The organism is Methylomarinum sp. Ch1-1 (genome assembly GCF_030717995.2).
GTDB lineage: Bacteria > Pseudomonadota > Gammaproteobacteria > Methylococcales > Methylomonadaceae > Methylomarinum > Methylomarinum roseum.
On sequence record NZ_CP157743.1, the window covers coordinates 3,467,533 to 3,491,161 of the forward strand.

Here is a 23,629-nt window from a genome sequence, read left to right on the forward strand (position 1 = left end):
CAAACTATAGCGCCTGCTTATCAGTAACAGCCAACCCCTTGCTTTCTATAGAAAAGGCGAGCGCATCCTCTTCGACATAGACCCGCACATGACCGCCGTTTGACAGCCTACCGAATAGCAGATCGTTTGCCAGTGGCTTTTTAATCTTCTCCTGAATCAGCCGCGCCATCGGTCGCGCGCCCATCTTCGGATCACAACCATGTTCGGCCAACCAAAGTCTCGCATCAGGATCCAGCGTCAAGGTCACGTTCTTGTCCGCCAACACTGCTTCCAGCTCAAAGATGAACTTGTCGACCACGCTGCCGACGATCGAGATATCCAAGGGCTTGAACTGCACGATGGCATCCAATCTATTGCGGAATTCCGGTGAGAATCCCTTTTCGATCACCTTCATGCTATCGGACGAATGATCCTGAGTAGTGAAACCGATCGAAGGGCGACTGCCCTCTTCGGCGCCGGCGTTGGTGGTCATCACCAGGATGATGTTGCGAAAGTCCGCCTTACGCCCGTTATTGTCAGTTAAGGAGCCATGATCCATCACCTGCAACAGCAGATTGAACACGTCGGGATGTGCTTTTTCCAATTCATCCAACAATAACACGGCATGCGGATGCTTGGTGACCGCCTCGGTCAACAACCCTCCCTGATCATATCCGACATAACCGGGAGGCGCGCCGATCAGCCTGGACACGGTATGCCTTTCCATATACTCGGACATGTCGAAGCGGATCAATTCGACGCCGAGCACCTTGGCCAACTGTCGAGTCACTTCCGTTTTTCCGACCCCGGTCGGACCAGCAAACAGAAACGAGCCGATCGTCTTGGTCGTATCCCTCAGCCCGGCTCGTGACAATTTGATCGCCGACGCCAGCTCCGAAATGGCCTCATCCTGGCCAAACACCAGCATTTTCAGATTTTTTTCGATATTTTCCAACTTATCGATGTCGCTGGAAGAGACCGATTTTGCCGGCACGCGGGCAATTTTAGCGACGATTTCCTCGATATCTTCACTGTCTATCGTCTGTTTGCGCTGATCCTCCTTGAACAAACGCTGCCTCGCCCCAGCCTCATCGATAATGTCGATAGCCTTATCCGGCAAATGACGGTCGGTAATAAAGCGCGCCGACAGCTCGACCGCTGCGCGCAAGGCTTCACTGGTATATTTAAGATTATGATGTTCTTCGAAGCGCGATTTCAACCCCTTGAGAATCTTCACGGTGTCTTCAATCGACGGCTCGACGATATCGATTTTTTGAAAACGTCTCGCCAAGGCATGATCTTTCTCGAATATACCGCGATATTCCTGATAAGTGGTCGAGCCGATACAACGCAGCTGCCCTGAAGCCAGCACCGGCTTGATCAGGTTGGAAGCATCCATCACCCCGCCTGACGCCGAACCTGCCCCAATGATGGTGTGAATTTCGTCGATAAACAATATCGAATGCGGCTCTTTTTTCAGTTGATTGACCAGGGCTTTCAGACGTTTTTCAAAATCGCCGCGATATTTGGTGCCAGCTACCAGCGCGCCAAGATCCAGTGAATAAATCACGTTATCCAGCAACACATCCGGCACTTCCTCCTCGACGATCCGCTTCGCCAAACCTTCGGCGATGGCCGTCTTTCCGACGCCGGATTCTCCCACTAACAACGGATTGTTTTTTCTGCGCCGACATAACACCTGAATGGTGCGCTCGACTTCGGTTTCCCGACCAATCAACGGATCGATTTTCCCGGCCATGGCCTCTCTATTCAGATTGGTCGCATATTTCTCCAGCGGATTCGCCGACAAGTCACTACTGGGTTCTTCTGTCGCCATGTCGTCGGTTTCCTGAGGCTTTTCCTGCTCTTGCTTGGACACGCCATGAGCAAGGTAATTGACCACATCCAGGCGGGTGATATTTTGCTTGTTCAACAAATACACCGCATGAGAATCCTGTTCGCTAAACAAGGCGACAAACAAATTGGCGCCGCTAACCTCCTTTTTATCGGAGGCCTGAACATGAAATACGGCGCGCTGCAGAACGCGTTGAAATCCCAGCGTCGGCTGGGTTTCCCGCTGTATGCCGTCGGGAATCAGCGACATCGTTTCATCGATAAACTGATTCAACTCACCACGCAAAGCGCTGATATCACAACCACAGGCCAGCAGCACCGGCACGGCAGTCTCGTTATCTAGCAGAGCCAGCAGTAAATGCTCGACGGTAATAAATTCATGACGCTTACTATGGGCATTGCTAAACGCCGCATTCAAGGTCACCTCAAGTTCTTTACTTAACATAGTTTCTCTCTTTATGCTTCTTCCATCGTGCACATCAGCGGGTGCTGATGCTCCCGCGAATAATCATTAACGATATGCACCTTGGTTTCGGCAACATCTTTGGTATAGGTACCGCATACCCCGACCCCTTGGGTATGAACCTGCAACATCACTTGCGTCGCCCGATCCTCATTCATGCCAAAAAAATTGGTCAGTATTTCGACGACAAAATCCATCGGGGTAAAATCATCATTCAGCAACATAACTTTATACAAGGGCGGTCTTTTCAATTTAGGTTTTGCTTCCTGAACAGCAAGACCACCGTCATTATCTTTAAAAGGGTCTATATCAGACATTTTCACCGTAAAAAATTGCATCAATTAATCGATAACATAGTGCTTTCAACCCAAAATTTCAATCTTTACAAACATCGAAAAGCCAATTCTAGTAAAATAACGCCTTTAATTTGCACTGGCTGATGACAATCACACTATAACGGTCGTTAAGCCTGCTTTTCTGGAGCTTGATGATGGTTTGGAAACCACATGTTACTGTGGCGGCAGTAATTGAACAGGACAGCCGCTTCCTGCTGGTTGAGGAACAAACGTCCAATGGCCTGCAATTCAATCAGCCGGCCGGACACCTGGAAGAAAACGAAGACTTGATCGACGCCGTTAAACGGGAAGTCACGGAAGAAACCGCCTGGCAATTTAATCCCGAAGCGCTAGTCGCGGTGCAATTATGGCGCAAAAAACCGCACCATCCCAGCTTTTTGCGCTTTTGCTTCAGCGGCCAAGTGCATTCCCACGACCCGCAGCAGGCGCTCGACGACGGCATCATCGCCACGCACTGGTTAAGCCGCGACGAAATAGCCTCGAGACGGCAACGATTGCGCAGCCCGCTGGTATTAATCGGCATCGACAACTATCTAAGTGGACAGCGGCACCCGTTGTCCATGCTGCAAGCATTTATTGATTTAACAAATGAGTAAAAACATTATCGTCGGCATGTCCGGGGGCGTAGACTCCTCGGTCACAGCCTTAAAATTACTGGAACAAGGCCATCATGTCACCGGTTTATTCATGAAGAACTGGGAAGAAGATGACGGCACCGAATACTGCACGGCCATGGAGGATCTGGCCGATGCGCAACAGGTGTGCGACAAACTCGGCATCGAACTGAAAACGGTCAACTTCGCCAGCGAATACTGGGATGAAGTGTTCGAAGTATTTTTATCCGAATTCGAGGCCGGACGAACGCCGAACCCGGATATACTGTGCAACAAACATGTCAAATTCAAGGCTTTTTTAAACTACGCCATCGAAGACCTGGGCGCCGAATACATCGCCACCGGACATTATGCGCGAGTCAAAGAAGAAAGCGGCGAATTCTATCTGCTAAAAGGCCTGGACCCGAACAAAGAGCAAAGCTATTTTCTTTACACACTGGGACAAAAAGCCTTGTCCAAGTCGCTGTTTCCGATCGGCCATCTGCACAAACCCGAAATTCGCAAACTGGCGGAAAAAGCCGGCTTCGCCAATTATCGCAAAAAAGACAGCACCGGCATCTGTTTCATCGGCGAGCGCAAATTCAAGGAATTTCTGCAACGCTACCTGCCCACCCAGCCCGGCGAAATGCGCACGCCGGAAGGACAATATATCGGCCAACACCATGGCCTGATGTATTACACGCTGGGGCAACGCCAAGGCTTGGGCATAGGCGGCGTCAAGAATGCGCCGGACGAGCCCTGGTATGTGTTGGATAAGGACCTGAGCCATAACGTCCTGATCGTCGGACAAGGCCACGATCACCCGCTGATGCTGCATGATACGCTGGAAGCGGCACAATTGGACTGGTGCAGCGACACACCGTTGACGAAAGCCATCGTCTGCGCCGCCAAGACCCGTTATCGCCAACCCGACCAGGCATGTCGCGTGGAGCCAATAGGTGAAGATAGAGTCAAGGTCACCTTCGATCAACCGCAACGCGCCATCACCCCCGGACAGTCGGTGGTGTTTTACGACGGCGAAATCTGCCTGGGCGGCGGCATCATCGAAAGCAAATATAACCAATGTAACTATTCAGCTTGATACCGAGAAAATATTTCTTTTACTCTCAATTGCTTGCGGAAGAAGTGTATGCGACAGGGATGTCGCATACAAGCTTATAGGGATATATTCACCCAGCACCTAAATTCCATAGGCTAATGGCTGCGATAAATCATCTTCGTTTATTTAGGTGCTGGGTGAACGGCGTCTTCTGTAGCAAGTAACTGATAGTAAAAACATTTTTATACTGAATAGTTACTAACCAATAAACTAAAGGATGGCGTTCGACTATCACCCCATCCAATGACAGCTATTTATTTTTGACTACATTTTAACAGGACATCATCATGACCCATGCCCTCACCGCAATATCACCGATCGACGGCCGCTATGCCGACAAAGTGGAAGCATTGCGCCCCGTCTTCAGCGAATACGGTCTGATTCGTTACCGCGTCGAAGTCGAGGTGCGCTGGCTTCAGGCTCTGGCCAATCATCCGCAAATCGAAGAGGTCCCTGCATTATCGGCTTCGGCAATGCAACGACTGAACGCCATCGTCAGCGACTTTAACGAAGCCGACGCGCAACGTATTAAGGAAATCGAAAAAACCACCAATCACGATGTCAAAGCGGTGGAATATTTCCTGAAAGAAAAAATCAGCGGCCACGAAGAGCTGGAAAAGGTCAGCGAATTCATTCACTTCGCCTGCACCTCGGAAGACATCAACAACTTGTCTTACGCCCTGATGCTGAAAGAAGGCCGCAGCGTCATCATGCCGCAAATCAACGACTGTATCGAAGCGATCAAAAAAATCGCCGTGGAAACGGCCGGCCAAGCGATGATGTCCCGCACCCATGGGCAAACCGCCAGTCCAACTACGACCGGTAAGGAATTCGCCAATGTCGCCGCCAGGATGATGCGTCAGCAAGAACAAATTCAGGCCGTTCAATTATTGGGCAAAATCAATGGCGCCGTCGGCAACTATAATGCGCACAGCGTCGCCTATCCCGATGTAGACTGGCAAGCGTTCGCGAAAAACTTCGTCGAATCACTGGGGTTGAACTGGAACGCCTATACGATTCAGATCGAACCGCACGATTATATCGCCGAATTCTTCCATGCCCTGTCGCGCTTCAACACGATACTGCTGGACTTCGACCGCGATGTCTGGGGCTATATTTCACTAGGCTATTTCAAGCAAAGAACCATCGCCGGCGAAGTCGGTTCATCGACGATGCCGCACAAAGTCAACCCGATTGATTTCGAGAATTCGGAAGGCAACCTGGGCATCGCCAACGCCCTATTCGGCTTCTTGAGCGAAAAACTCCCGGTGTCTCGCTGGCAGCGCGACTTGACCGACTCCACCGTGTTAAGAAATATCGGCGTCGGCATCGCCCACACCAGCATCGCCATCCAAGCGACATTGAAAGGCATTTCCAAATTACAGATCAATGCCGAAACCATAGAGGCTGATCTGGCCAACAACTGGGAAGTGCTGGCCGAACCGGTGCAAACGGTGATGCGCCGTTATGGTATCGAGAAGCCCTACGAGAAGCTGAAAGAATTGACCCGCGGCCAGCGCATCACGCCGGAAGGCATGCGTGAATTTATCGACAAACTGGAAATACCGGAAAATGCCAAAGCCGAGTTGCTGAAGTTGACGCCGCGCGATTACACCGGCTATGCCGAACAACTGGCCAAAAATATTTAAACGACTTTCCTAATTTCATAAAAGGGACTGAAAGAGTCCAATGATGGGCTAAGCAAAAGCGTAGCGCATCGGTCACGATCGATGCGCGTTAAATATGTGATTAGCTTCGCAGTTTTAAAATCGCAGTATTGAGATAATTTCAATCGAAATTGTTATTTTAAGCTCCTTCCTCCCTCATTATTAAGTGGCTTAGTCATCGGAAACTCATGCCGTATTAATCAATACGGCATTTTTTTTCGCAAACCAAGACAAATCCTCTCCCCCCGCTTAAAATAAGTCTATATTTTCTCTACCGCCAATACGATGTGTTAAATTTCATCTGGATTTTCTTCTTCATTTCGGCCTTTATCACCGCCTTATTTAAATTAATTGTTCTCGGCGACCAGGAGATTTTCACCCACATCATCACCGCGATGTTCGAGCTGGCGAAAACGGCCTTTGAAATTTCATTGGGTATGACCGGAGTGCTGGCGTTATGGCTGGGTATCATGAAAATCGGCGAACGCAGCGGCTTCATCCAGCTGTTGACCCATGCGCTAAGCCCGCTGTTTACCCGTCTGATGCCGGAGATCCCAAAAAATCATCCTGCCCTGGGCGCAATCACGATGAACATCTCAGCCAATGCGCTAGGCCTGGACAATGCCGCGACCCCGCTGGGCATCAAGGCCATGCAGGAGATGCAATCGCTGAATACCAAGCCGGACACAGCCAGTAACGCCCAGATCTTATTCCTGGTCATCAACACCTCGGCGGTTACACTGTTTCCGGTCACGATCTTCACCTATCGCGCTCAGATGGGGGCCAGCAATCCGACCGATGTCTTCATTCCGATCCTGATCGCCACCTACACATCGACGCTGATCGGCCTATTGTCGGTCGCCTTCATGCAAAAAATCAACTTGCTGGATAAAGTGATTCTGTCCTATCTCGGCGGATTCACCCTGCTGATCGCCGCGATCCTGTACCACTTTTCCGACATGAGCAGGGCGGAAATGCTGCAACAATCGGCCGTAGTCAGCAATGCGATCATCTTCTCGCTGGTGATCATCTTCCTGCTCGGCGCCATTTATCGACGCATCAATGCCTACGAAGCTTTTGTCGACGGCGCCAAAGAAGGTTTTCAGACCGCCGTGACCATCATCCCCTATCTGGTCGCGATGTTGGTCGCGATAGGCGTTTTTCGCGCCAGCGGCACCTTGGACATACTGGCGCAAAGCCTACGAACCGCGGCGCTTTATCTTAACATCGACGACCGCTTCATCGACGCCTTGCCTACCGCATTGATGAAACCCTTCAGCGGCAGTGGCGCCCGAGCGATGATGGTCGACACGATGCAGGCGCATGGCGCCGACTCATTCGCCGGTCGGCTCGCATCGATCGTCCAAGGCAGCACCGAAACGACATTCTATGTTTTAGCGGTTTATTTTGGCTCCGCAGGCATCAAAAATATACGCCATGCCGCCAGTTGTGGGATAATAGCCGATTTTGCCGGCATTATCGCGGCAATTGTTGTTGCTTATTGGTTTTTTGGATAACTCATATCAATGCTGATTCATCTTAAGACCCTAGGTTGCCGTCTGAATGAGGCGGAACTGGAGACTTGGGCGCAGGCTTTTCAAAAAGCCGGCCACCGCATTACAAGTAAACTCGATCAGGCCAACCTGGTCATCATCAATTCCTGCGCGGTCACACAGGATGCCGTGCGCAAATCGAGACAACTAGTGCGCCGCATACATCGCGACAACCCAGCCGCCAAACTGGTGCTCAGCGGCTGCTACGCGACCCTTAATGAAGAGGAAGCCGCGCAATTAATGGGAGTCGATTTAGTCGTCGGCAACCAAGACAAAAATCAGCTGGTGAAAAAAACTCTTGACGCCCTGAATATGGACACCATGCCGACGATGTCGACCGAACCGGGCGAGACCTCCCTGTTCAGCCGCGGCCGACAACGCGCGTTTGTCAAGGTCCAGGATGGCTGCCGTTATCGCTGCACCTTCTGCATCGTCACGGTGGCGCGCGGCGAAGAAAGCAGTAGACCGGTCGATGACGTCATCGACGAAATCAACGCCTTGCAGCAACAAGGCATCAACGAAGTCATCCTAACCGGCGTGCATCTCGGCGGTTACGGCAGCGACATCGACAGCAATCTAGCCGCTCTGATCGAAGCCATTCTGAACAACACGCAAATACCCCGATTACGGCTGGGATCGCTGGAACCCTGGGAATTATCGCCCGGCTTCTTCGCCCTATTCGATAACCCGCGACTGATGCCGCACCTGCATTTGCCACTGCAAAGCGGCGCCGATAGCGTGCTCAGACGCATGGCGCGACGTTGTAAAACCGAGGAATTCAAGCAAATCGTCGAACAGGCCCGCAGCCGGATTCCGCATTTCAATATCACCACCGATATCATCGTTGGCTTCCCCGGCGAAACGGAACAGGAATGGCGGCAAAGTTATGACTACATCGAGACGATCGGCTTCGGTCATATCCATATCTTCACCTACTCCAGTCGAGAAGGAACCAAAGCCGCGACACTGCCCGAACAATTAAGCAAGGAAATCAAAAAACAGCGGAGCAAACAATTGCACGCCTGTGCCGAAACGATGAAGCGCGACTTTAGCGAAAAGAACCTGGGCCAGGTATACCCGGTATTATGGGAAGGTCAGACAGAATCCTTAGCGAACGGTAAAATTCGAATGTTCGGCTATACCCCGAATTATCTGCGCGTCGCCTGTGAGATCGACGAACATGAAACGATCGAAAACAAGATTATTCAGGCCAAGCTGATATCGATAGAACCACAATACATTTATTGCGAATTGATAGCCAAATAGCTTGGCTATGGATTAGGCGAAAACTAAAAAAAGGGGACAGACTAGAATGGCACTTACTTAAGCGATAACTAGTTGAAAGTATTAAAAAAGGCAGAAGAAGTGATAAACTTATTGTGACGAAACAAAGAAGCAATCACCAAGCCCCCTGCCTTAATGTTCATTAATAACAAACTTATTCACGCCCAGCAACAAAGAATTCAGAAGTACAGAAAAGAAACTCATTCGTATAGTTTTTTTAATCTTCTAACCAGTCCGGAATTATTATCCTCAATTGAAGGGTTGCTGCCCGAACATCGGGAAAGACTTTATCCTCCGACAGAAACACTTTCCATGTTTTTGGCTCAAGGGATGAACCAAGACCGCTCGTGTCAAAAGGCCGTTAATGATGCCGCCATACAACGAATTGCAGCAGGTTTGCCCGCGATAAGCACAACGACGGGCGGCTATTGTCGAGCAAGACAGCGACTACCATTAGCCATGATCTCTGAATTAGTTTGTCGAACAGGCGAACTTATTGATAAGGAAGTGCCTACTCAATGGCGTTGGCGAGGAAAGCGTGTTCATCTAATAGATGGAACGACTGTTACGATGCCTGACACAGCAGAAAACCAGGCCGTTTATCCCCAGCAAAGTTGTCAGAAGCCTGGGCTTGGTTTTCCTATCTGCCGTCTTGTAGGCGTCATCTGTCTGGCGAGTGGAGCCGTTTTAAATGCGTCTATCGGACCTTTCAAAGGGAAAGGAGGCGATGAACAAAGTCTACTTCGTAACATGCTGGGAACCTTTAATACCGGAGACCTTGTTCTAGGAGATGCCTATTATGGCACTTATTTTTTGTTGGCATCGCTACAGGAGAAAGGTGTTGATGCCGTATTTGAACAAATGGGAGCACGTAAACGGACAACAGATTTCAGTAAAGGCAAACAGTTAGGTGACGAAGACCACCTGGTGACACTCAAAAAACCAAAGAAAAAACCTGACTGGATGGAGCAAAGCCAATATGATGATGCGCCTGAGACACTCCTTATTCGCGAGGTAAGCGTAAAAGGAAAATTACTTATAACCACACTCCTTTCACCTAAAGAGGCTTCTAAATCTGAGTTAAAAGCGTTATATAAAAAACGCTGGCAAATTGAAGTTGATTTTCGCAATATAAAAACAACCATGGGAATGGAAACTTTAAGCTGTAAAACGCCCGAAATGACTGAGAAAGAAATATGGGTTTATTTTTTAGCGTATAACTTAATACGGCTATTGATGGCTCAGTCCGCATTATTAGCCGATATATTGCCTCGCCAGCTGAGTTTTAAACATACATTACAATGCTGGTTAGCCTGGAATCAACAAAGTGTTTTTATTGATATCGGAACAAGTGAAGAGCTGTTATTCATATTAATTGCTCAAAGACGAATTGGAAATCGTTCGGGACGAATAGAGCCCCGTGCAGTAAAAAGGAGGCCAAAACAGTTCTCTTTACTAACAAAACCTAGAAATGAAGCAAGAGCAGATATTAGAAAGAATGGCCACCCAAAGAAAGTAAAATAAGTGGTTGTTATTAAAAGAGTTATGAGCTTAAGTAAGTGCCATTCGGGTCAGACTACTTTTACTGAAGATTCCCAGTTTGAGCATTTTTGCTGTGTTTAAACCTGAGTTTGAGTTAAGAAACCTGCCTGTATCAGGTAGCGCTTCCAGAAGACGCCGTTCACCCAGCACCTAAATAAACGAAGATGATTTATCGCAGCCATTAGCCTATGGAATTTAGGTGCTGGGTGAATACGTCCATGGCAGCTAACAGCTCCTGCTTACCGCTGCACTTACACGTCCTTGTGCGGCGTAGGCTTGAGCGCGGAATCTGACCGCCAGGGAGCGAAACTCACGACGTCGCCAAACCAATTATGATGCATTGGTAACTATGCTGAATAGTGACCTATTTTTTAATAAGGACTCACAGGGCCCATGCCATCCTCGCCCTCAAACTCAAAATCCTCCAACTCCAGCACATCCACCTCCTCGGGCGGATTACCGTCATAAACCAGATATCGGCGTCGCGCCAAATAAGCATCTCTGAAAAAGCTATAACGGTCTAAAGCGGCCTCATCGGCGATTCTTTCAGTGGCCAGATTATCGGCGCGCTGATCTATCGCATTCAGAGCAAACAAGCCAGTTGACACATACGTGCCGATATAGGAAATCGGATTCATCGCCGCATCGCCAACCAGACCGCCGACACCCCGCGGAGAACTTGGGCCAAAAAACGGCAGCACCAGATAAGGACCGGTCGACACCCCCCAAACGCCCAGCGTTTGATCAAAATCCTCTTTATGCTTGGGCAGATCGATCATCGTGCCGACATCGATCAGACCAGCGATGCCCGCCGTGCTATTGACCAGGAAACGGGCGCCATCCTGCCCCGATTGAGAAAATTTTCCCTGCAAGAAGTCGTTAATGGTCACACCGATATCATCGATGTTACTGAAAAAATTAGACACCGCACGGTCGGCAAAATTAGGCATGACCCAGCGATAACCCTTAGCAGCAGGCTTCATCACGTAATCATCCAGACCATCATTAAAGGACTGCACGTTTCTGTTCCATCCTTCCCAAGGATCCCTGGGATCTTGAACGGTTTCGGTGGTGGCGCAGCCACTTAGCAGTAGCAACGAAATCAATCCGATCTGCGCTAATTTAGACTGATGCATTTTTTCTCCTAATTCCCTAATACTTTTTGATCTAACTCAAAGTTCGCGTAACATAGCACAGTTTTAACGAGTTCAGCCAACTTTAATCAACAAATGGAAATCAGTCAGAACCCGCTAGGCAAGCGCTTCAGGGGTTATTTACCGGTTATCGTCGACATCGAAACGGCCGGCTTTAACGCCAAAAAAAACCCCTTACTGGAAATTGCCGCTGTCATTGTTGAACCGGACGCCGACGGTATTTTACGGATCACCGAAAAACACTCCAGCAACATCATTCCTTTTAAAAATTCGGAACTGGATGAAGCCGCGCTAAAATTCAACGGCATCGATCCCTACCACCCTTTCAGGATGGCTGTGGAGGAAAAGGAGGCATTAGGCAGAATCTTTAAACCGATCCGCAATGCCGTGAAACGCAACGAATGCAATCGCGCCATTCTGGTCGGTCACAATCCGGCCTTCGATATCAACTTTCTCAATGCCGCGATCGAGCGCAACAATATCAAAAGAAGCCCTTTTCACCCATTCAGCAGTTTTGATACCGCCACCTTGGGCGGACTGATTTACGGTCAAACGGTGCTCGCCAAGGTTGCGCAAGCCGCAGGACTGCCATGGGACAGCGATAAGGCGCATTCAGCGCTCTATGACGCCGAACAAACGGCGACACTGTTCTGCATGATGGTCAACCGCTGGAAAAAACTGGCGGAACTTGAGAAATACTAACACATTCATCGGAAGGCAGGAGGACATCCCCCTGCCCTTCAGTCTAAAACTATGCCTGTACGCCATCCACGGCAGCCAGCGCCGATTGCAACTCCCCCTTGTTGTACATGTCGATGATGATGTCGCAACCGCCTACCAATTCACCATTGATATACAATTGAGGGTAAGTGGGCCAATTGGAATATTCCTTCAATGCTTCACGCATTTCGGGATCTTCAAAAATATTGACATACATGTATTTCGCCTGACAGGCCGACAATACCTGAACCACTTGCCCGGAAAAACCGCATTGGGGAAAATCCGGCGTCCCTTTCATATACAACACTACTGGATTTGACAGTTGGTCTTTAATTCTTTCTATAACATCCATTGCTGATACACTCAAAAATAATAATAACCAAGTAATTCTATCAACTTTATTCGCTCTGCAAAAGACGTATCTGTCAACACTCTATTCCTATCGATTCGATAGCAACTTAAAAACTAATGATTGCCTGCTCATCGCTAAAAAAATATAATTGAGGGTTTTTTCAAGGCGGCAGCCCACTAATTTTGGATTCGATCGGACCATGACCAGTCATATTATGCCCACCTACGGACGCCTGCCCGTAACCTTCAGCAAAGGCGAAGGCGCATGGCTATGGGACAATAACAATAAACGTTATCTTGATGCAGTATCGGGTATCGCGGTCTGCAACCTTGGCCATGCCCATCCGGCTGTTCACCAGGCAATTTGCCAGCAAAGTAAAACGCTGCTGCACACCTCAAACCTCTACCGTATTGAATCACAGGAAAAACTAGCCGACAAATTAATCCACCTCAGCGGCATGGATAACGTCTTTTTCTGTAATTCCGGCGCCGAGGCCAACGAAGCCGCATTAAAAATAGCGCGCCTATACGGTCACCAACGCGGGATCGACACTCCGGTCGTGCTAACGATGGAAAAAAGCTTCCATGGCCGCACCTTAGGTTCTTTAAGCGCGACCGGAAACAGCAAGGTTCAACAAGGCTTCGCGCCGCTATTACAGGGGTTTCTGCACGTCCCCTTCAACAACATCGACGCGATCAAAGCAGCAATAGCCGGCAACAGCAACATCGTCGCCATCCTAGTCGAACCGGTACAGGGGGAAGGCGGCGTTAACATTCCCTCATCAGATTACTTGAATCAGATTCGTGCGCTCTGCGATGAACATCAGTTGTTGATGATGTTGGACGAAATCCAAACCGGCGTCGGTCGCACAGGAATATTTCTCGCCTACCAGCATAACGGCATCATCCCGGACGTCTGCACGATGGCCAAGGCACTGGGCAATGGCGTGCCGATAGGCGCCTGCCTGGCCAAGGGCGTAGCGGCGCAATTGTTAGGCGCCGGAAGCCATGGCTCCACTTTCGGCGGTAATCCGCTGGCCTGCAGCGCGGCGCTGGCCGTGATTGAAACGCTGCAGAATTCCGATCTGATCGAGACGACGGAACAAAAAGGCCGGCGCATCTGCGAACAGTTAAGCGCGAAAACCGGACACGCCCCCGAAATCACCAATATTCGGCACAAAGGCCTGATGATAGGCGTCGATCTGAACCAGCCTTGCGCCGGCCTGGTGGCCAAGGCCCTGTCTCATGGCCTGCTGATCAACGTCACGGCGGAAAAAACGATCCGTCTGCTGCCGCCGTTGATTATCGACGACGAACAAATCAATCTGTTGACCGATATTTTGTCACAGCTCATTAGCGAACATAGCCAATAACAATAATGATCAAACAACCCAGACACTTCATCAGCCTGCAGGATCTGACGAGCGACGAATTACGCACGTTAATCCACAGGGCCATTGAATTAAAAAATCATCGAGACCCAGAATTTCAACCGCTGAAAGGCCGGGTGTTAGCGATGATTTTTGAAAAATCATCGACCCGCACCCGCATCTCCTTTGAAGCCGGCATGGCCCACTTCGGCGGCAGCGCCTTGTTTCTGTCGCCTCGCGATACCCAACTAGGCCGCGGCGAGCCGCTCGAAGACAGCGCCAAAGTCATTTCCAGCATGGTCGATTGCATCATGCTGAGAACGCATAACCATGACACCGTGACCACTTTCGCCCAACATTCCAACGTCCCGGTGATCAACGGCCTGACCGACCTGCTGCACCCCTGTCAGCTACTCGCCGATATGCAGACCTATTTTGAACAACGCGGTGATATCTTGGGGAAAACGGTCGCTTGGGTCGGCGACGGCAACAATATGTGCCATTCCTATATCAATGCGGCACGAGCCTTCGACTTCCGCTTAAACATCGCCTGCCCCGACGATTATCAGCCCGATCAAAGCATCGTCGCCAGCGCCGGCGATAAAGTGCAATTTTTCGCCACGCCGGAAGAAGCCGCCAGCGAAGCCGACTTGATCGTCACCGATGTCTGGGCCAGCATGGGTCAGGAAAACGAACAGAAAAAACGGGAAATCGCCTTCAAACACTATCAGGTCACCGAAAGGACGATGCAGGCCGCCAACACCGACGCCCTATTCATGCATTGCCTTCCGGCACACCGCGGTGAAGAAGTGGCCGCCAAGGTCATCGACGGTCCGCAAAGCGTTGTTTTTGCTGAGGCGGAAAACCGCCTGCATGCGCAAAAAGCCTTACTGGAATTTCTCATCTGCCGATAAATTCGCTAGAATCGGCCCTTTAAATTGAATTCTATCGAGCCAACTCGTGAAAAATTTACTCAGTTCCTTATTCGTCCTATTGATCTTAAGCGCAAATGTCGATGCCGCTACGGTGTATGTCACCGATGACATCAAATTTACGCTGAGAAGCACCCCCAGCAACCGCAGCAAGATCCTAAAAATGCTGCCTAGCGGCACCCCCTTGACCGTCCTCGAGGAAAACAGCGAGAGCGGCTACAGCAAGGTGCGGACCAACGGCGGCGTCGAAGGCTACATCCTGACCCGGCACACCTCGCCGAAGCCGATCAGCCGCTGGTATCTGGACCGGGCCAATAAAAAATTGGCGGAACTGCAGGAGGAAAACAAATTATTCAAGGAAGAACTGGAGCAATTGAAGGGCAATAACACCCAAGCCCTTTCCAGCAACCAGACCTTGACCCAGGAACGCGACCGCTTAAGCAACGAACTGAATGACTTGAAACAAACGGCCGCCAATGCCGTGCAACTGAAACATCAACGCGATCAGTTACAAGAACGCGTGATATCGGTGGAAAGAGAGCTGCAGCAAGTCAAACGCGAAAACCAGGCCCTGGTAGACAGCACCAATCAGGATTGGTTTTTATATGGCGGCCTGCTCGCCCTGTTTGGCGTTATTTTGGGCTTCATACTGCCCAAGTTGAGCTGGCGCCGTAAAACCAGCAATTGGGACACGTTTTAACCTTATTCCTTAAATCCACAGTAACCTCAGGAAACGCTTACATGGCAAATTCAGGTGACAAAAGCACACGCACCTTCTCATCCAAGGTTGTCGACGGCATGGAACGCGCGCCCAGCCGGGCGATGCTTCATGCAGTCGGTTTTAGCAACGAAGACTTCAAAAAGCCGCAAATCGGCATCGCCTCCACCTGGAGCATGGTGACGCCTTGCAACATGCACATCAATAAATTGGCCGACGATGCCGCCAAAGGCGTTGACGGCGCCGGCGGCAAAGCCGTCATCTTCAACACCATTACCATTTCCGACGGCATCTCGATGGGCACCGAAGGCATGAAATACTCGCTGGTTTCCCGCGAAGTCATCGCCGACTCGATCGAAACGGTGACCGGATGCCAGGGTTTTGACGGCGTCGTCGCTATCGGCGGTTGCGACAAAAACATGCCCGGCTGCATGATCGCGCTGTCGCGCCTGAACCGCCCGGCGATTTTCGTTTACGGCGGCACCATCCTGCCGGGTTGCCATAAAGGCAAAAAATTGGATGTGGTCTCGGTATTCGAGGCGGTCGGCGCGCGCGCCAACGATAAAATCGACGATGCCGAACTCGAGGCCATCGAAGCCAAGGCCATTCCCGGCGCCGGTTCCTGTGGCGGCATGTACACCGCAAACACGATGGCCTCGGCGATCGAAGCCCTGGGCATGAGCCTGCCGAACAGCTCCGCTCAAGCCGCAGTCTCGGAAGACAAGCGCCTGGACTGCGAACGGGCCGGCGCTGCGGTGCTGGCACTGCTGGAAAAAGACATCAAGCCGCGCGATATCATGACCAAAGAGGCGTTCGAGAATGCCATCACCGTCGTCATCGCACTCGGCGGCTCGACCAATGCGGTCTTACACTTATTGGCGATGGCGAACGCTACCGGCGTTGATTTGACGCTGGATGACTTCACCCGCATCGGCGCCAATGTGCCGATGCTGGCCGACCTGAAACCCAGCGGCCGCTATCAAATGGCCGAATTGATCGAGATCGGCGGCATCCAACCGTTGATGAAGACCTTGTTGGATCAAGGCTTGTTGCACGGCGATTGCCTGACCGTGACCGGCAAGACCCTGGCGGAAAACCTGGCCGACGTCCAGCCTTATCCAGAAGGTCAGGACATGATCCGCTCACTGGACAACCCGATCAAAAAAGACAGCCATCTGGCCGTACTTTACGGCAACCTGGCTACCGAAGGCGCGGTCGCAAAAATAACCGGCAAAGAGGGTCTCGTTTTCACCGGCGCCGCCAAGGTGTTCGACGCCGAAGAACAGGCGCTGCAAAGCATCCTGAACGGCGATATCGTCAAAGGCGATGTCATCGTGATCCGTTATGAAGGCCCTAAAGGCGGACCGGGCATGCGGGAAATGCTGTCGCCGACTTCGGCAATCATGGGTAAGGGTCTAGGCAAGGATGTCGCGCTGATCACCGACGGACGTTTTTCCGGCGGCACGCACGGCTTCGTGGTCGGACATATCACGCCGGAAGCTCAGGTGGGCGGCGCCCTGGCGATCGTCAAGGACGGCGACAAAATCACCATAGACGCCGAAAGCAAGGAATTAACGTTGCATGTCAACGAGCACGAAATCGCCCGCCGCCTGGAAAAATGGCAAGCGCCGGCGCCCCGCTATAACCGAGGCGTTCTGGCTAAATTCGCCAAGTTGGTCAGCTCCGCCTCGAAAGGCGCGGTTACCGACAACCTCGACTAAAGCCTTGCAGCCGGCCCGCCCGGGCCGGCTCAATTCATCGATGAACATCCTCGACTCTAAAGACATTGGCGCTCAGGCCGCCTTTGTCAACTGGTTCAGAAATTCCTCGCCGTATATCCATGCGCACCGCAACCGCACCTTTGTCGTCTTTTTCAGCGGCGCCGCGGTCACCGAGAATTTCGCCGCACTAATCCACGATATCGCCCTGCTGAAAAGCCTCGGCATACGCCTGGTGCTGGTGCATGGCATACGCCAGCAAATTGACCAGCGATTGCAGCAGCAAGGCATCACGCCGCAATTTCATAATAATTTGCGCATCACCGACGATCAGATCCTGCCTTATGTCAAAGAAGCGGCTGGAACGGTCAGAATCGAAACCGAGGCGCTGCTGTCAATGGGCCTGGCCAATTCGCCGATGGCCGGCGCCAAAATCAAAGTCGCCTCCGGTAATTTCGTCATGGCCCGACCGTTGGGAGTCATCGACGGCATCGATTATTGCCATACCGGCCAGGTCAGGCGCATCGAACAAAAAGCCATACACCAACAACTAGACCAGGACAACGTCGTGCTGGTCTCGCCGCTCGGTTATTCTCCCAGCGGCGAAGTGTTCAGTTTGGGCGCAGAACAGGTCGCCACCGAGATCGCCATCGCCCTGAGCGCGGAAAAACTGATTTTACTGACCGAGCAGGAATGTCTGTCTCCGGATAGCGGCGAAATCGTGCGGCAATTGACGACGGCCGAGGCGAAAAACTTTCTCCAACGCCATAACGACATTGCGCCGGCTATCGTCAGATCCCTGCATGCCGCGATCGAAAGCAGCCAGCGCGGCGTAGAACGCGTCCATCTGATCAACCATCACGTCGACGGTTCGTTATTGCTGGAATTGTTCAGCCGCGACGGCATCGGCACGCTGATCAGCGCGACCCCGTTCGAGGAGATTCGTTCCGCCAATCTCGATGATATCGGCGGCATATTGGAATTGATTAAACCGCTGGAACAGAAAGGCCAGCTGGTCAAGCGCTCCCGCGAGAAACTGGAAATGGAAATCAATGACTACATCGTCATTGAACGGGATGGACTGATTATCGGCTGCACCGCGCTGCATGACATGAAAGACGGCCAATCCGCGGAAATCGCCTGTCTCGCGGTCCATCAGGATTACCAAAAAAAATCGCGCGGCAATCATTTGCTGGAATATCTGGTTCACAAGGCCAAACAGCGCGGCATCGGACGCCTGTTTGCGTTGTCTTCGCAGACGATGCATTGGTTTATCGAACGCGGTTTTGTCGCGACCGATGTCGACACCTTGCCGGAACGAATGAAGAGCTTTTATAACTATAAAAGAAACTCCAAAGTATTCTATAAGGATATTTAGATGGCCATGCTCAAAATCCTGCAAGTCACCGACTCGCATATTCTGCCGAAGCCTGAAGAAACGATGATGGGCGTCAATACCGATAAATATTTCCGGCAGGTGCTGGCGCATGCTTTTCAACACCACGAACGCTTTGATTTAATGTTGCTGACCGGCGACCTGACTCAGGATCCCAGCCCGGAAAGCTACCGGCGGATTCGGCAAATACTGAGCCGTTATCAGACGCCGTGCCTATGCCTGCCCGGCAATCACGACGATCTCAGCCAAATGCAGGCCGTTCTCGATACGGACACCATCAATTGCGATAAGAGAAAACAATTAGGAAATTGGCAGATTATCAGCCTTAACAGCCAGAAACCGGGGCATGCCGGCGGTCTGATCGCTCAGAGCGAACTGGACTATTTGTGCAATCAACTGCGACTGCATCCGCACCTATACACGTTGATCGCCGTGCATCATCACTGCATCAGCAGTGGCAGCAGTTGGATGGACACGATGATCATCGAAAACAGCGATGAATTTTTAGCAGCCTTAGCTCCCCACCGACGGATCAAAGCCATTATTTGCGGTCATGTCCATCAAGCGTTGGAGAAAAAATACGACGACATCGCGATTTACACTACCCCGGCCAGCTGTTTTCAATTCAAGCCGGGCTGCCGAGAATTCGCCCTGGACGACAAGCCGCCGGGCTACCGAGTTTTAGAACTCGACGATGACGGCGGCATTCGCACCGAAGTTCAGTGGTTGCCGTTGCGACTCACCGAACTAAACCTCGATTCAGACGGTTATTGACCAGGGCTACCTCATTAAATGAATGAGTGGCAAAACAGAAAATTAGCAACAAATACGCCTAAAGTAAGTTAAACGTTTAGGGTGTGTTAAATAGCCCGCCCCGCGCGCATTGAATGCTTTTAGCCGATCCGCTTGCGCGTGATCCATCTCACGGATGTGGGTAGGGTGTGCTGACGAGAGGAAGCGCACCATGTTTCGATGCGCTTCACGACGATCGGCTTTACATGGGCATCCCAACCGTAGGGCGGATTCGCCGCCAGGCAATCCGCCTTTGATACGCACAATGCCAATTTTGCCTCCGGCGGCGGATTTTAGCGGCTTGCTTCGCGAAGCCGCCCTACGATGCTGAACCTCGATTCAGACGGTTATTGACCCTTGCGTATCGACAAATAACCATCGGCCCTGACAGGCACGGCATCGGAAATCAGCATCGATCCCAGCTCTATCATCGCCTTGCGATAAACCTTGCGCTTGAAGTAGACGACATCCTTCAACGGATGCCAATATTCCACCCATTTCCAGCTGTCGAACTCCTGTTTGTGACCACAGTCAAACCGCACCTTGGATTCATCTGATATCATACGCAAGATGAACCAGATCTGTTTCTGGCCTATGCATAACGGCATCGAGTTTTTTCGGATATAACGGTCCGGCAGTTTATATCTCAGCCAATAACGGGTGCGCCCCAGCAGCTCGACATCTTCCGAGCGTAACCCTGTTTCTTCCCACAATTCACGATACATCGCTGTTTCCGGGTCTTCATCGCCATCGATACCACCCTGCGGAAATTGCCATGAGTTTGCACCTTTTCGTTTCGCCCAAAAAACACGACCATCGTCATTGCAAAGGATCATGCCGACATTCGGTCGGTATCCTTTTGAGTCAATCATGTCAAAACCTGTCTAGTCAGTCCGTCTATTTTTAAACTACTGTAAATGGTAAAATTAAAAACAGATCAGTGATTAAAATTATTGATGACATTGTTCCATAAAACCGCGGTGGACGCCATAGTCCGCTGATTTTTTTACTTTTTGCACGATTGATTCACCATTCGCCGCTTCGGACTGGAACCCGACCGATAAAAGCAAATTTTTTAATACCAATATTTTACGACAACAGGTTGACACGTGAGTTTAGCGATTTTTGATTTGGACAACACGCTGATAGCGGATGACAGCGATTTTTTATGGGGCCAATTCCTGGTGGATCAAGGCATCGTCGACAAGGAGCAATATGAACAGGCCAATCTCCGCTTTTATCAGGATTACAAACAAGGCCGATTGGATATCGTCGAATTTCTAAACTTTTCGCTGGCGCCATTGGCCAGACACGACGCAGAACAATTGTTTCAATGGCGTCGCCAATTCGTCGAACAAGTCATCAACCCCATCTTGCTGCAACCGGCCAAGGACCTGGTGAACAAACACCGCGATCAGGGCGACACCTTGCTGGTTATCACCGCGACTAACCGTTTCGTCACCGAACCGATCGTCCAGCTTTACGGCATCGACAACCTGCTGGCGACCACGCCGGAATTCGTCGACGGCCGCTATACCGGGCGATTTAACGGCATCCCCTGCTATCAGGATGGCAAAGTCAAATTACTGCAGCAATGGCTGCAACATTCCAACGAGAGCATGAAAAACAGCTGGTTCTACAGCGATTCCCATAACGATCTGCCGCTATTGCAGCAGGTGGACAATCCGGTCGCGGTGGACCCCGACGACATACTGCGGGAACACGCCGAACAGGCCGGCTGGCCGGTGATCAGCCTTAGAGGATAAATGCAAAGACTACGAGAAAACGATATGAATGATATGAGCCCGGACCAAGAACAGAACGTGATTTGTTATTGCAGCGGCACCACCGAAGAGAAAATCAAAACATTGATCGATGAAGGTGTCGACAACCTGGACAGACTTTCGAGAATCACCGGCGCTTGTTCAGGCTGCGGTGGATGCGAATATAACGTCATGGAGCTGCTGGCCGAATACGGCGAGACGCATTCTTAGAACTTACAGGAAGGTATTCAATGCCAGCTGCGCAAGGCCTATAGGTAATACCGTGGGATTGTGAGATCCCAGTTCCGGGAAAAAACCCTTTTCTCTCCCTCCCAGGCATCCAGCTCCGCCCAGATGTAAAAATTGTCGGCGTCTGCGGTCAATATCGTATGGGTAGTTGTCTCTACCCGCCAGTCGCCGCGACGGAAAACGCGCTTTGTTTTCGTCTCGCCTTTCGGTGAAGTGAAGTCATCGTCCTGATAGGTATACCAATTGCGAGTTGAATTGATGATTTCGAGATCGATTTCATTGATGAAAATACGCCCCTGATCCTGAATGACTTCGAGTATCGAGCGATCGTCGGCCAGATCGCGATGCACCAGCCAATTGTGATGTGGCGGCTCCAGGAGGGTTATATCTAATGGCCGTCCCCCTTCCGCCTCCTCAAATGCAATTGCCACGTCAATCTCGCTGCGCGGTCTGACCGGCAGTCGAAAAGCAGAATCCGCCGGCCTGATGGTCAATCGCACGGGTTCCGGTGAAGGCCAAGCCAGGGCCCAGTAGGAGGTGGAAACACTCAACCGGAGACGGTGCCCCTTGGGGAAAACTTGGGCAATGTGATTCAGCGGCACGGTTGCCGTGATAAATTCCCCGGGGGGCAGAGCCTGCGGCCGATCACTTCCGCGGTGGTGGTTGAGATTAAACAGACCATAGGTGACCCTGGTGATCTTGTCATCGGGTGCGACGTCACAAAGCCGCACCGCCACCATCGCAACGGCCCTGTTGCTGGACACCCGTAGTTCCAATTTCGGCGCGCCAAGAATCTCAAGATCCTCGGTGAGTGTCCCGCTTTCAAAAACCAACGCACCGCCGTCTTCCTCCCGCTGATCGTGGGGCAGGTCCGGCGCGGCGGTGTAGGAACACCATTTGCCGGCAAAGAGACCGACGCTCAAGGGCGACTGAATTGACAATTCCCCACCGGCATCTGTCGGTCGGCTCTCCTCTTCCCGCAATAATCGCCAGGGAGCCAACCGAAATTCGAGGGTTTCGATGCGTGATGAAGGCCACTCCCGCTCCCCAACCCAGCGGCCGGGCCGCTCGTGATAATAGCTGGTCGGAGGCACACTATCCTGCATCCAGGCCCGCAGCATCGGCTCTGCCATGATGCCGTTATCCCGTCCTTTCAGCCAGTGGTCAAACCAGCGCAGGGTCTCCTGCAAAAAACCGATGGCCGGACCGGGAATTCCCTGGTGGGGATATTTGTGTCCCCAAGGACCGATCAGTCCCTGTCGCGGCACCTGCAGATGTTCCAGCAGGCGGAATATTGCGTTGGTATATCCATCCGCCCAACCTCCCACAGCCATCACGGGGCAGCGGATGGCGCCGTAATTCTCACACACGGAGCCGTGCCGCCAGTACCCGTCCCGGGCCTGGTGCTGAAGCCAGGTCTCCAGCCACAGGCCGCTGCCATTCAGCCGTTCCAGCCACATATCTCGCCACCGCTCGCCGACAATCTCCGGGTCCGGGGGGCAACTGTTGACGGAAAACATGGTAGTGGATTCGGAGAGATTGTCCGTCAATAGACAGCCGCCCATGTAGTGCATATTGTCGGCATAGAGATCGTCGGTGGAGCAGGCCGTCACAATCGCTTTGAGCGCTTCGGGCCGCCGCGAAGCTATCTGCAGTGCATTGAATCCCCCCCAGGAGATACCCATCATCCCGACGTTACCGTCACACCAGGGTTGCCGGACAAGCCATTCGATAACCGCGACACCGTCGCTGAGCTCCTGCTCCCGATACTGATCCACCATGACACCGTCGGAATCGCCGCTACCCCGCAGATCGACACGAATACAGGCGTAGCCGTGGCCGGCCAGGTAGCCATGGTTGACAGCATCTCGGACCCGGGTCATATCCCGTTTTCGATAGGGAATGTATTCGAAGATGGCGGGCGCCGGGCTCTGCTCGGCTCCGGCCGGCAACCATAGCCGGGCTGCCAGCCGTCCGCCGTCCGCCAGGGGTATCCAAAGGTTCTCGATGATATCGACCCGACAGGGTAGATCGGAAGGTTCGAACTGTCGCATA

General features: G+C 51.6%; 21 protein-coding genes. 15 read left to right on the forward strand and 6 right to left on the reverse strand.

Annotation, left to right across the window (positions count from 1 at the left end; translation table 11 throughout):
* Window positions 1-4: 4 nt before the first annotated feature.
* A complete protein-coding gene (clpA, locus tag Q9L42_RS15860; RefSeq protein ID WP_305907430.1) occupies window positions 5-2,278 on the reverse strand; it encodes an ATP-dependent Clp protease ATP-binding subunit ClpA in 2,274 nt (757 codons plus the stop codon).
* Between the two features lie 11 nt (window positions 2,279-2,289).
* Window positions 2,290-2,613, reverse strand: a complete 324-nt coding sequence (clpS, locus tag Q9L42_RS15865; RefSeq protein ID WP_305910173.1) for an ATP-dependent Clp protease adapter ClpS — start codon at window positions 2,611-2,613, stop codon at window positions 2,290-2,292.
* A 173-nt stretch (window positions 2,614-2,786) separates the two neighbouring features.
* Here clpS and Q9L42_RS15870 point away from each other — a divergent pair, with 173 nt between their 5' ends.
* The 6 genes from Q9L42_RS15870 to Q9L42_RS15895 all read left to right on the forward strand — a co-directional run bounded on the left by Q9L42_RS15870 (window position 2,787) and on the right by Q9L42_RS15895 (window position 10,393).
* On the forward strand, window positions 2,787-3,248 hold the full coding sequence (locus tag Q9L42_RS15870; RefSeq protein ID WP_305910172.1) for an NUDIX hydrolase: 462 nt from the start codon (window positions 2,787-2,789) through the stop codon (window positions 3,246-3,248).
* The gene (gene mnmA, locus Q9L42_RS15875) at window positions 3,241-4,347 is read left to right on the forward strand and encodes a tRNA 2-thiouridine(34) synthase MnmA (protein WP_305907429.1); all 1,107 of its coding nucleotides are present in this window, start codon (window positions 3,241-3,243) and stop codon (window positions 4,345-4,347) included. Before Q9L42_RS15870 ends, mnmA begins: the two co-directional genes overlap by 8 nt.
* Before the next feature lie 305 nt (window positions 4,348-4,652).
* Entirely contained in the window at window positions 4,653-6,014 is a 1,362-nt protein-coding gene (gene purB, locus Q9L42_RS15880; RefSeq protein ID WP_349431390.1) for an adenylosuccinate lyase, read from the forward strand.
* 305 nt (window positions 6,015-6,319) lie between these two features.
* Window positions 6,320-7,549, forward strand: a complete 1,230-nt coding sequence (locus tag Q9L42_RS15885) for a nucleoside recognition domain-containing protein (RefSeq protein WP_305907428.1) — start codon at window positions 6,320-6,322, stop codon at window positions 7,547-7,549.
* Between the two features lie 9 nt (window positions 7,550-7,558).
* Window positions 7,559-8,851, forward strand: a complete 1,293-nt coding sequence (gene mtaB, locus Q9L42_RS15890; protein ID WP_305907427.1) for a tRNA (N(6)-L-threonylcarbamoyladenosine(37)-C(2))-methylthiotransferase MtaB — start codon at window positions 7,559-7,561, stop codon at window positions 8,849-8,851.
* Between the two features lie 153 nt (window positions 8,852-9,004).
* The gene (locus Q9L42_RS15895; RefSeq protein WP_305906436.1) at window positions 9,005-10,393 is read left to right on the forward strand and encodes an IS4 family transposase; all 1,389 of its coding nucleotides are present in this window, start codon (window positions 9,005-9,007) and stop codon (window positions 10,391-10,393) included.
* A gap of 389 nt (window positions 10,394-10,782) precedes the next feature.
* Here Q9L42_RS15895 and Q9L42_RS15900 read toward each other — a convergent pair whose 3' ends face one another.
* Window positions 10,783-11,547: an MlaA family lipoprotein gene (locus Q9L42_RS15900; RefSeq protein WP_349431391.1), complete on the reverse strand. Its 765-nt coding sequence runs from the start codon at window positions 11,545-11,547 to the stop codon at window positions 10,783-10,785.
* Window positions 11,548-11,640: 93 nt separating this feature from the next.
* Between Q9L42_RS15900 and rnt the strand changes: the two genes are divergently transcribed.
* Window positions 11,641-12,267 (forward strand): ribonuclease T, encoded by a 627-nt coding sequence (gene rnt / locus Q9L42_RS15905; RefSeq protein WP_349431392.1) that lies wholly within the window; start codon window positions 11,641-11,643, stop codon window positions 12,265-12,267.
* Window positions 12,268-12,316: 49 nt separating this feature from the next.
* Here rnt and grxD read toward each other — a convergent pair whose 3' ends face one another.
* Entirely contained in the window at window positions 12,317-12,637 is a 321-nt protein-coding gene (gene grxD / locus Q9L42_RS15910; protein ID WP_305907426.1) for a Grx4 family monothiol glutaredoxin, read from the reverse strand.
* A 199-nt stretch (window positions 12,638-12,836) separates the two neighbouring features.
* Here grxD and Q9L42_RS15915 point away from each other — a divergent pair, with 199 nt between their 5' ends.
* The 6 genes from Q9L42_RS15915 to cpdA are packed head-to-tail and all read left to right on the forward strand — an operon-like array spanning window position 12,837 to window position 19,544.
* Window positions 12,837-14,009: an acetylornithine transaminase gene (locus Q9L42_RS15915; protein ID WP_305907425.1), complete on the forward strand. Its 1,173-nt coding sequence runs from the start codon at window positions 12,837-12,839 to the stop codon at window positions 14,007-14,009.
* Between the two features lie 5 nt (window positions 14,010-14,014).
* On the forward strand, window positions 14,015-14,920 hold the full coding sequence (gene argF, locus Q9L42_RS15920) for an ornithine carbamoyltransferase (RefSeq protein ID WP_305907424.1): 906 nt from the start codon (window positions 14,015-14,017) through the stop codon (window positions 14,918-14,920).
* A 46-nt stretch (window positions 14,921-14,966) separates the two neighbouring features.
* Window positions 14,967-15,638 (forward strand): TIGR04211 family SH3 domain-containing protein, encoded by a 672-nt coding sequence (locus Q9L42_RS15925; protein WP_349431393.1) that lies wholly within the window; start codon window positions 14,967-14,969, stop codon window positions 15,636-15,638.
* 41 nt (window positions 15,639-15,679) lie between these two features.
* A complete protein-coding gene (ilvD, locus tag Q9L42_RS15930) occupies window positions 15,680-17,377 on the forward strand; it encodes a dihydroxy-acid dehydratase (protein ID WP_305907422.1) in 1,698 nt (565 codons plus the stop codon).
* Window positions 17,378-17,417: 40 nt separating this feature from the next.
* Window positions 17,418-18,752 carry an amino-acid N-acetyltransferase gene (gene argA / locus Q9L42_RS15935; protein ID WP_349432764.1) on the forward strand — a complete coding sequence of 445 codons (1,335 nt, stop codon included), beginning with the start codon at window positions 17,418-17,420 and terminating at the stop codon, window positions 18,750-18,752.
* Complete coding sequence (cpdA, locus tag Q9L42_RS15940; protein ID WP_305907421.1) at window positions 18,753-19,544, forward strand: 3',5'-cyclic-AMP phosphodiesterase; 792 nt, start codon at window positions 18,753-18,755, stop codon at window positions 19,542-19,544.
* Window positions 19,545-19,909: 365 nt separating this feature from the next.
* On the opposite strand, the gene Q9L42_RS15945 is transcribed toward cpdA, so the two are convergent.
* Entirely contained in the window at window positions 19,910-20,434 is a 525-nt protein-coding gene (locus Q9L42_RS15945) for an RNA pyrophosphohydrolase (protein WP_305907419.1), read from the reverse strand.
* Between the two features lie 237 nt (window positions 20,435-20,671).
* On the opposite strand from Q9L42_RS15945, the gene Q9L42_RS15950 reads away from it, so the two are divergent.
* Window positions 20,672-21,328 (forward strand): HAD family hydrolase, encoded by a 657-nt coding sequence (locus Q9L42_RS15950; RefSeq protein WP_305907418.1) that lies wholly within the window; start codon window positions 20,672-20,674, stop codon window positions 21,326-21,328.
* A gap of 24 nt (window positions 21,329-21,352) precedes the next feature.
* Entirely contained in the window at window positions 21,353-21,556 is a 204-nt protein-coding gene (locus Q9L42_RS15955) for a (2Fe-2S)-binding protein (protein ID WP_305907417.1), read from the forward strand.
* Between the two features lie 38 nt (window positions 21,557-21,594).
* On the opposite strand, the gene Q9L42_RS15960 is transcribed toward Q9L42_RS15955, so the two are convergent.
* Window positions 21,595-23,628: a CocE/NonD family hydrolase gene (locus Q9L42_RS15960; RefSeq protein ID WP_349431394.1), complete on the reverse strand. Its 2,034-nt coding sequence runs from the start codon at window positions 23,626-23,628 to the stop codon at window positions 21,595-21,597.
* Window position 23,629 lies beyond the last annotated feature (1 nt).

Coding starts and splice junctions, on each gene's coding strand:
- clpA (WP_305907430.1), bottom strand. CDS start 2,278: ATGTTAAGTAAAGAACTTGAGGTGACCTTGAATGCGGCGTTTAGCAAT.
- clpS (WP_305910173.1), bottom strand. CDS start 2,613: ATGTCTGATATAGACCCTTTTAAAGATAATGACGGTGGTCTTGCTGTT.
- Q9L42_RS15870 (WP_305910172.1), top strand. CDS start 2,787: ATGGTTTGGAAACCACATGTTACTGTGGCGGCAGTAATTGAACAGGAC.
- mnmA (WP_305907429.1), top strand. CDS start 3,241: ATGAGTAAAAACATTATCGTCGGCATGTCCGGGGGCGTAGACTCCTCG.
- purB (WP_349431390.1), top strand. CDS start 4,653: ATGACCCATGCCCTCACCGCAATATCACCGATCGACGGCCGCTATGCC.
- mtaB (WP_305907427.1), top strand. CDS start 7,559: ATGCTGATTCATCTTAAGACCCTAGGTTGCCGTCTGAATGAGGCGGAA.
- Q9L42_RS15895 (WP_305906436.1), top strand. CDS start 9,005: ATGTTCATTAATAACAAACTTATTCACGCCCAGCAACAAAGAATTCAG.
- Q9L42_RS15900 (WP_349431391.1), bottom strand. CDS start 11,547: ATGCATCAGTCTAAATTAGCGCAGATCGGATTGATTTCGTTGCTACTG.
- rnt (WP_349431392.1), top strand. CDS start 11,641: ATGGAAATCAGTCAGAACCCGCTAGGCAAGCGCTTCAGGGGTTATTTA.
- grxD (WP_305907426.1), bottom strand. CDS start 12,637: ATGGATGTTATAGAAAGAATTAAAGACCAACTGTCAAATCCAGTAGTG.
- Q9L42_RS15915 (WP_305907425.1), top strand. CDS start 12,837: ATGACCAGTCATATTATGCCCACCTACGGACGCCTGCCCGTAACCTTC.
- argF (WP_305907424.1), top strand. CDS start 14,015: ATGATCAAACAACCCAGACACTTCATCAGCCTGCAGGATCTGACGAGC.
- ilvD (WP_305907422.1), top strand. CDS start 15,680: ATGGCAAATTCAGGTGACAAAAGCACACGCACCTTCTCATCCAAGGTT.
- argA (WP_349432764.1), top strand. CDS start 17,418: ATGAACATCCTCGACTCTAAAGACATTGGCGCTCAGGCCGCCTTTGTC.
- cpdA (WP_305907421.1), top strand. CDS start 18,753: ATGGCCATGCTCAAAATCCTGCAAGTCACCGACTCGCATATTCTGCCG.
- Q9L42_RS15945 (WP_305907419.1), bottom strand. CDS start 20,434: ATGATTGACTCAAAAGGATACCGACCGAATGTCGGCATGATCCTTTGC.
- Q9L42_RS15955 (WP_305907417.1), top strand. CDS start 21,353: ATGAATGATATGAGCCCGGACCAAGAACAGAACGTGATTTGTTATTGC.
- Q9L42_RS15960 (WP_349431394.1), bottom strand. CDS start 23,628: ATGCGACAGTTCGAACCTTCCGATCTACCCTGTCGGGTCGATATCATC.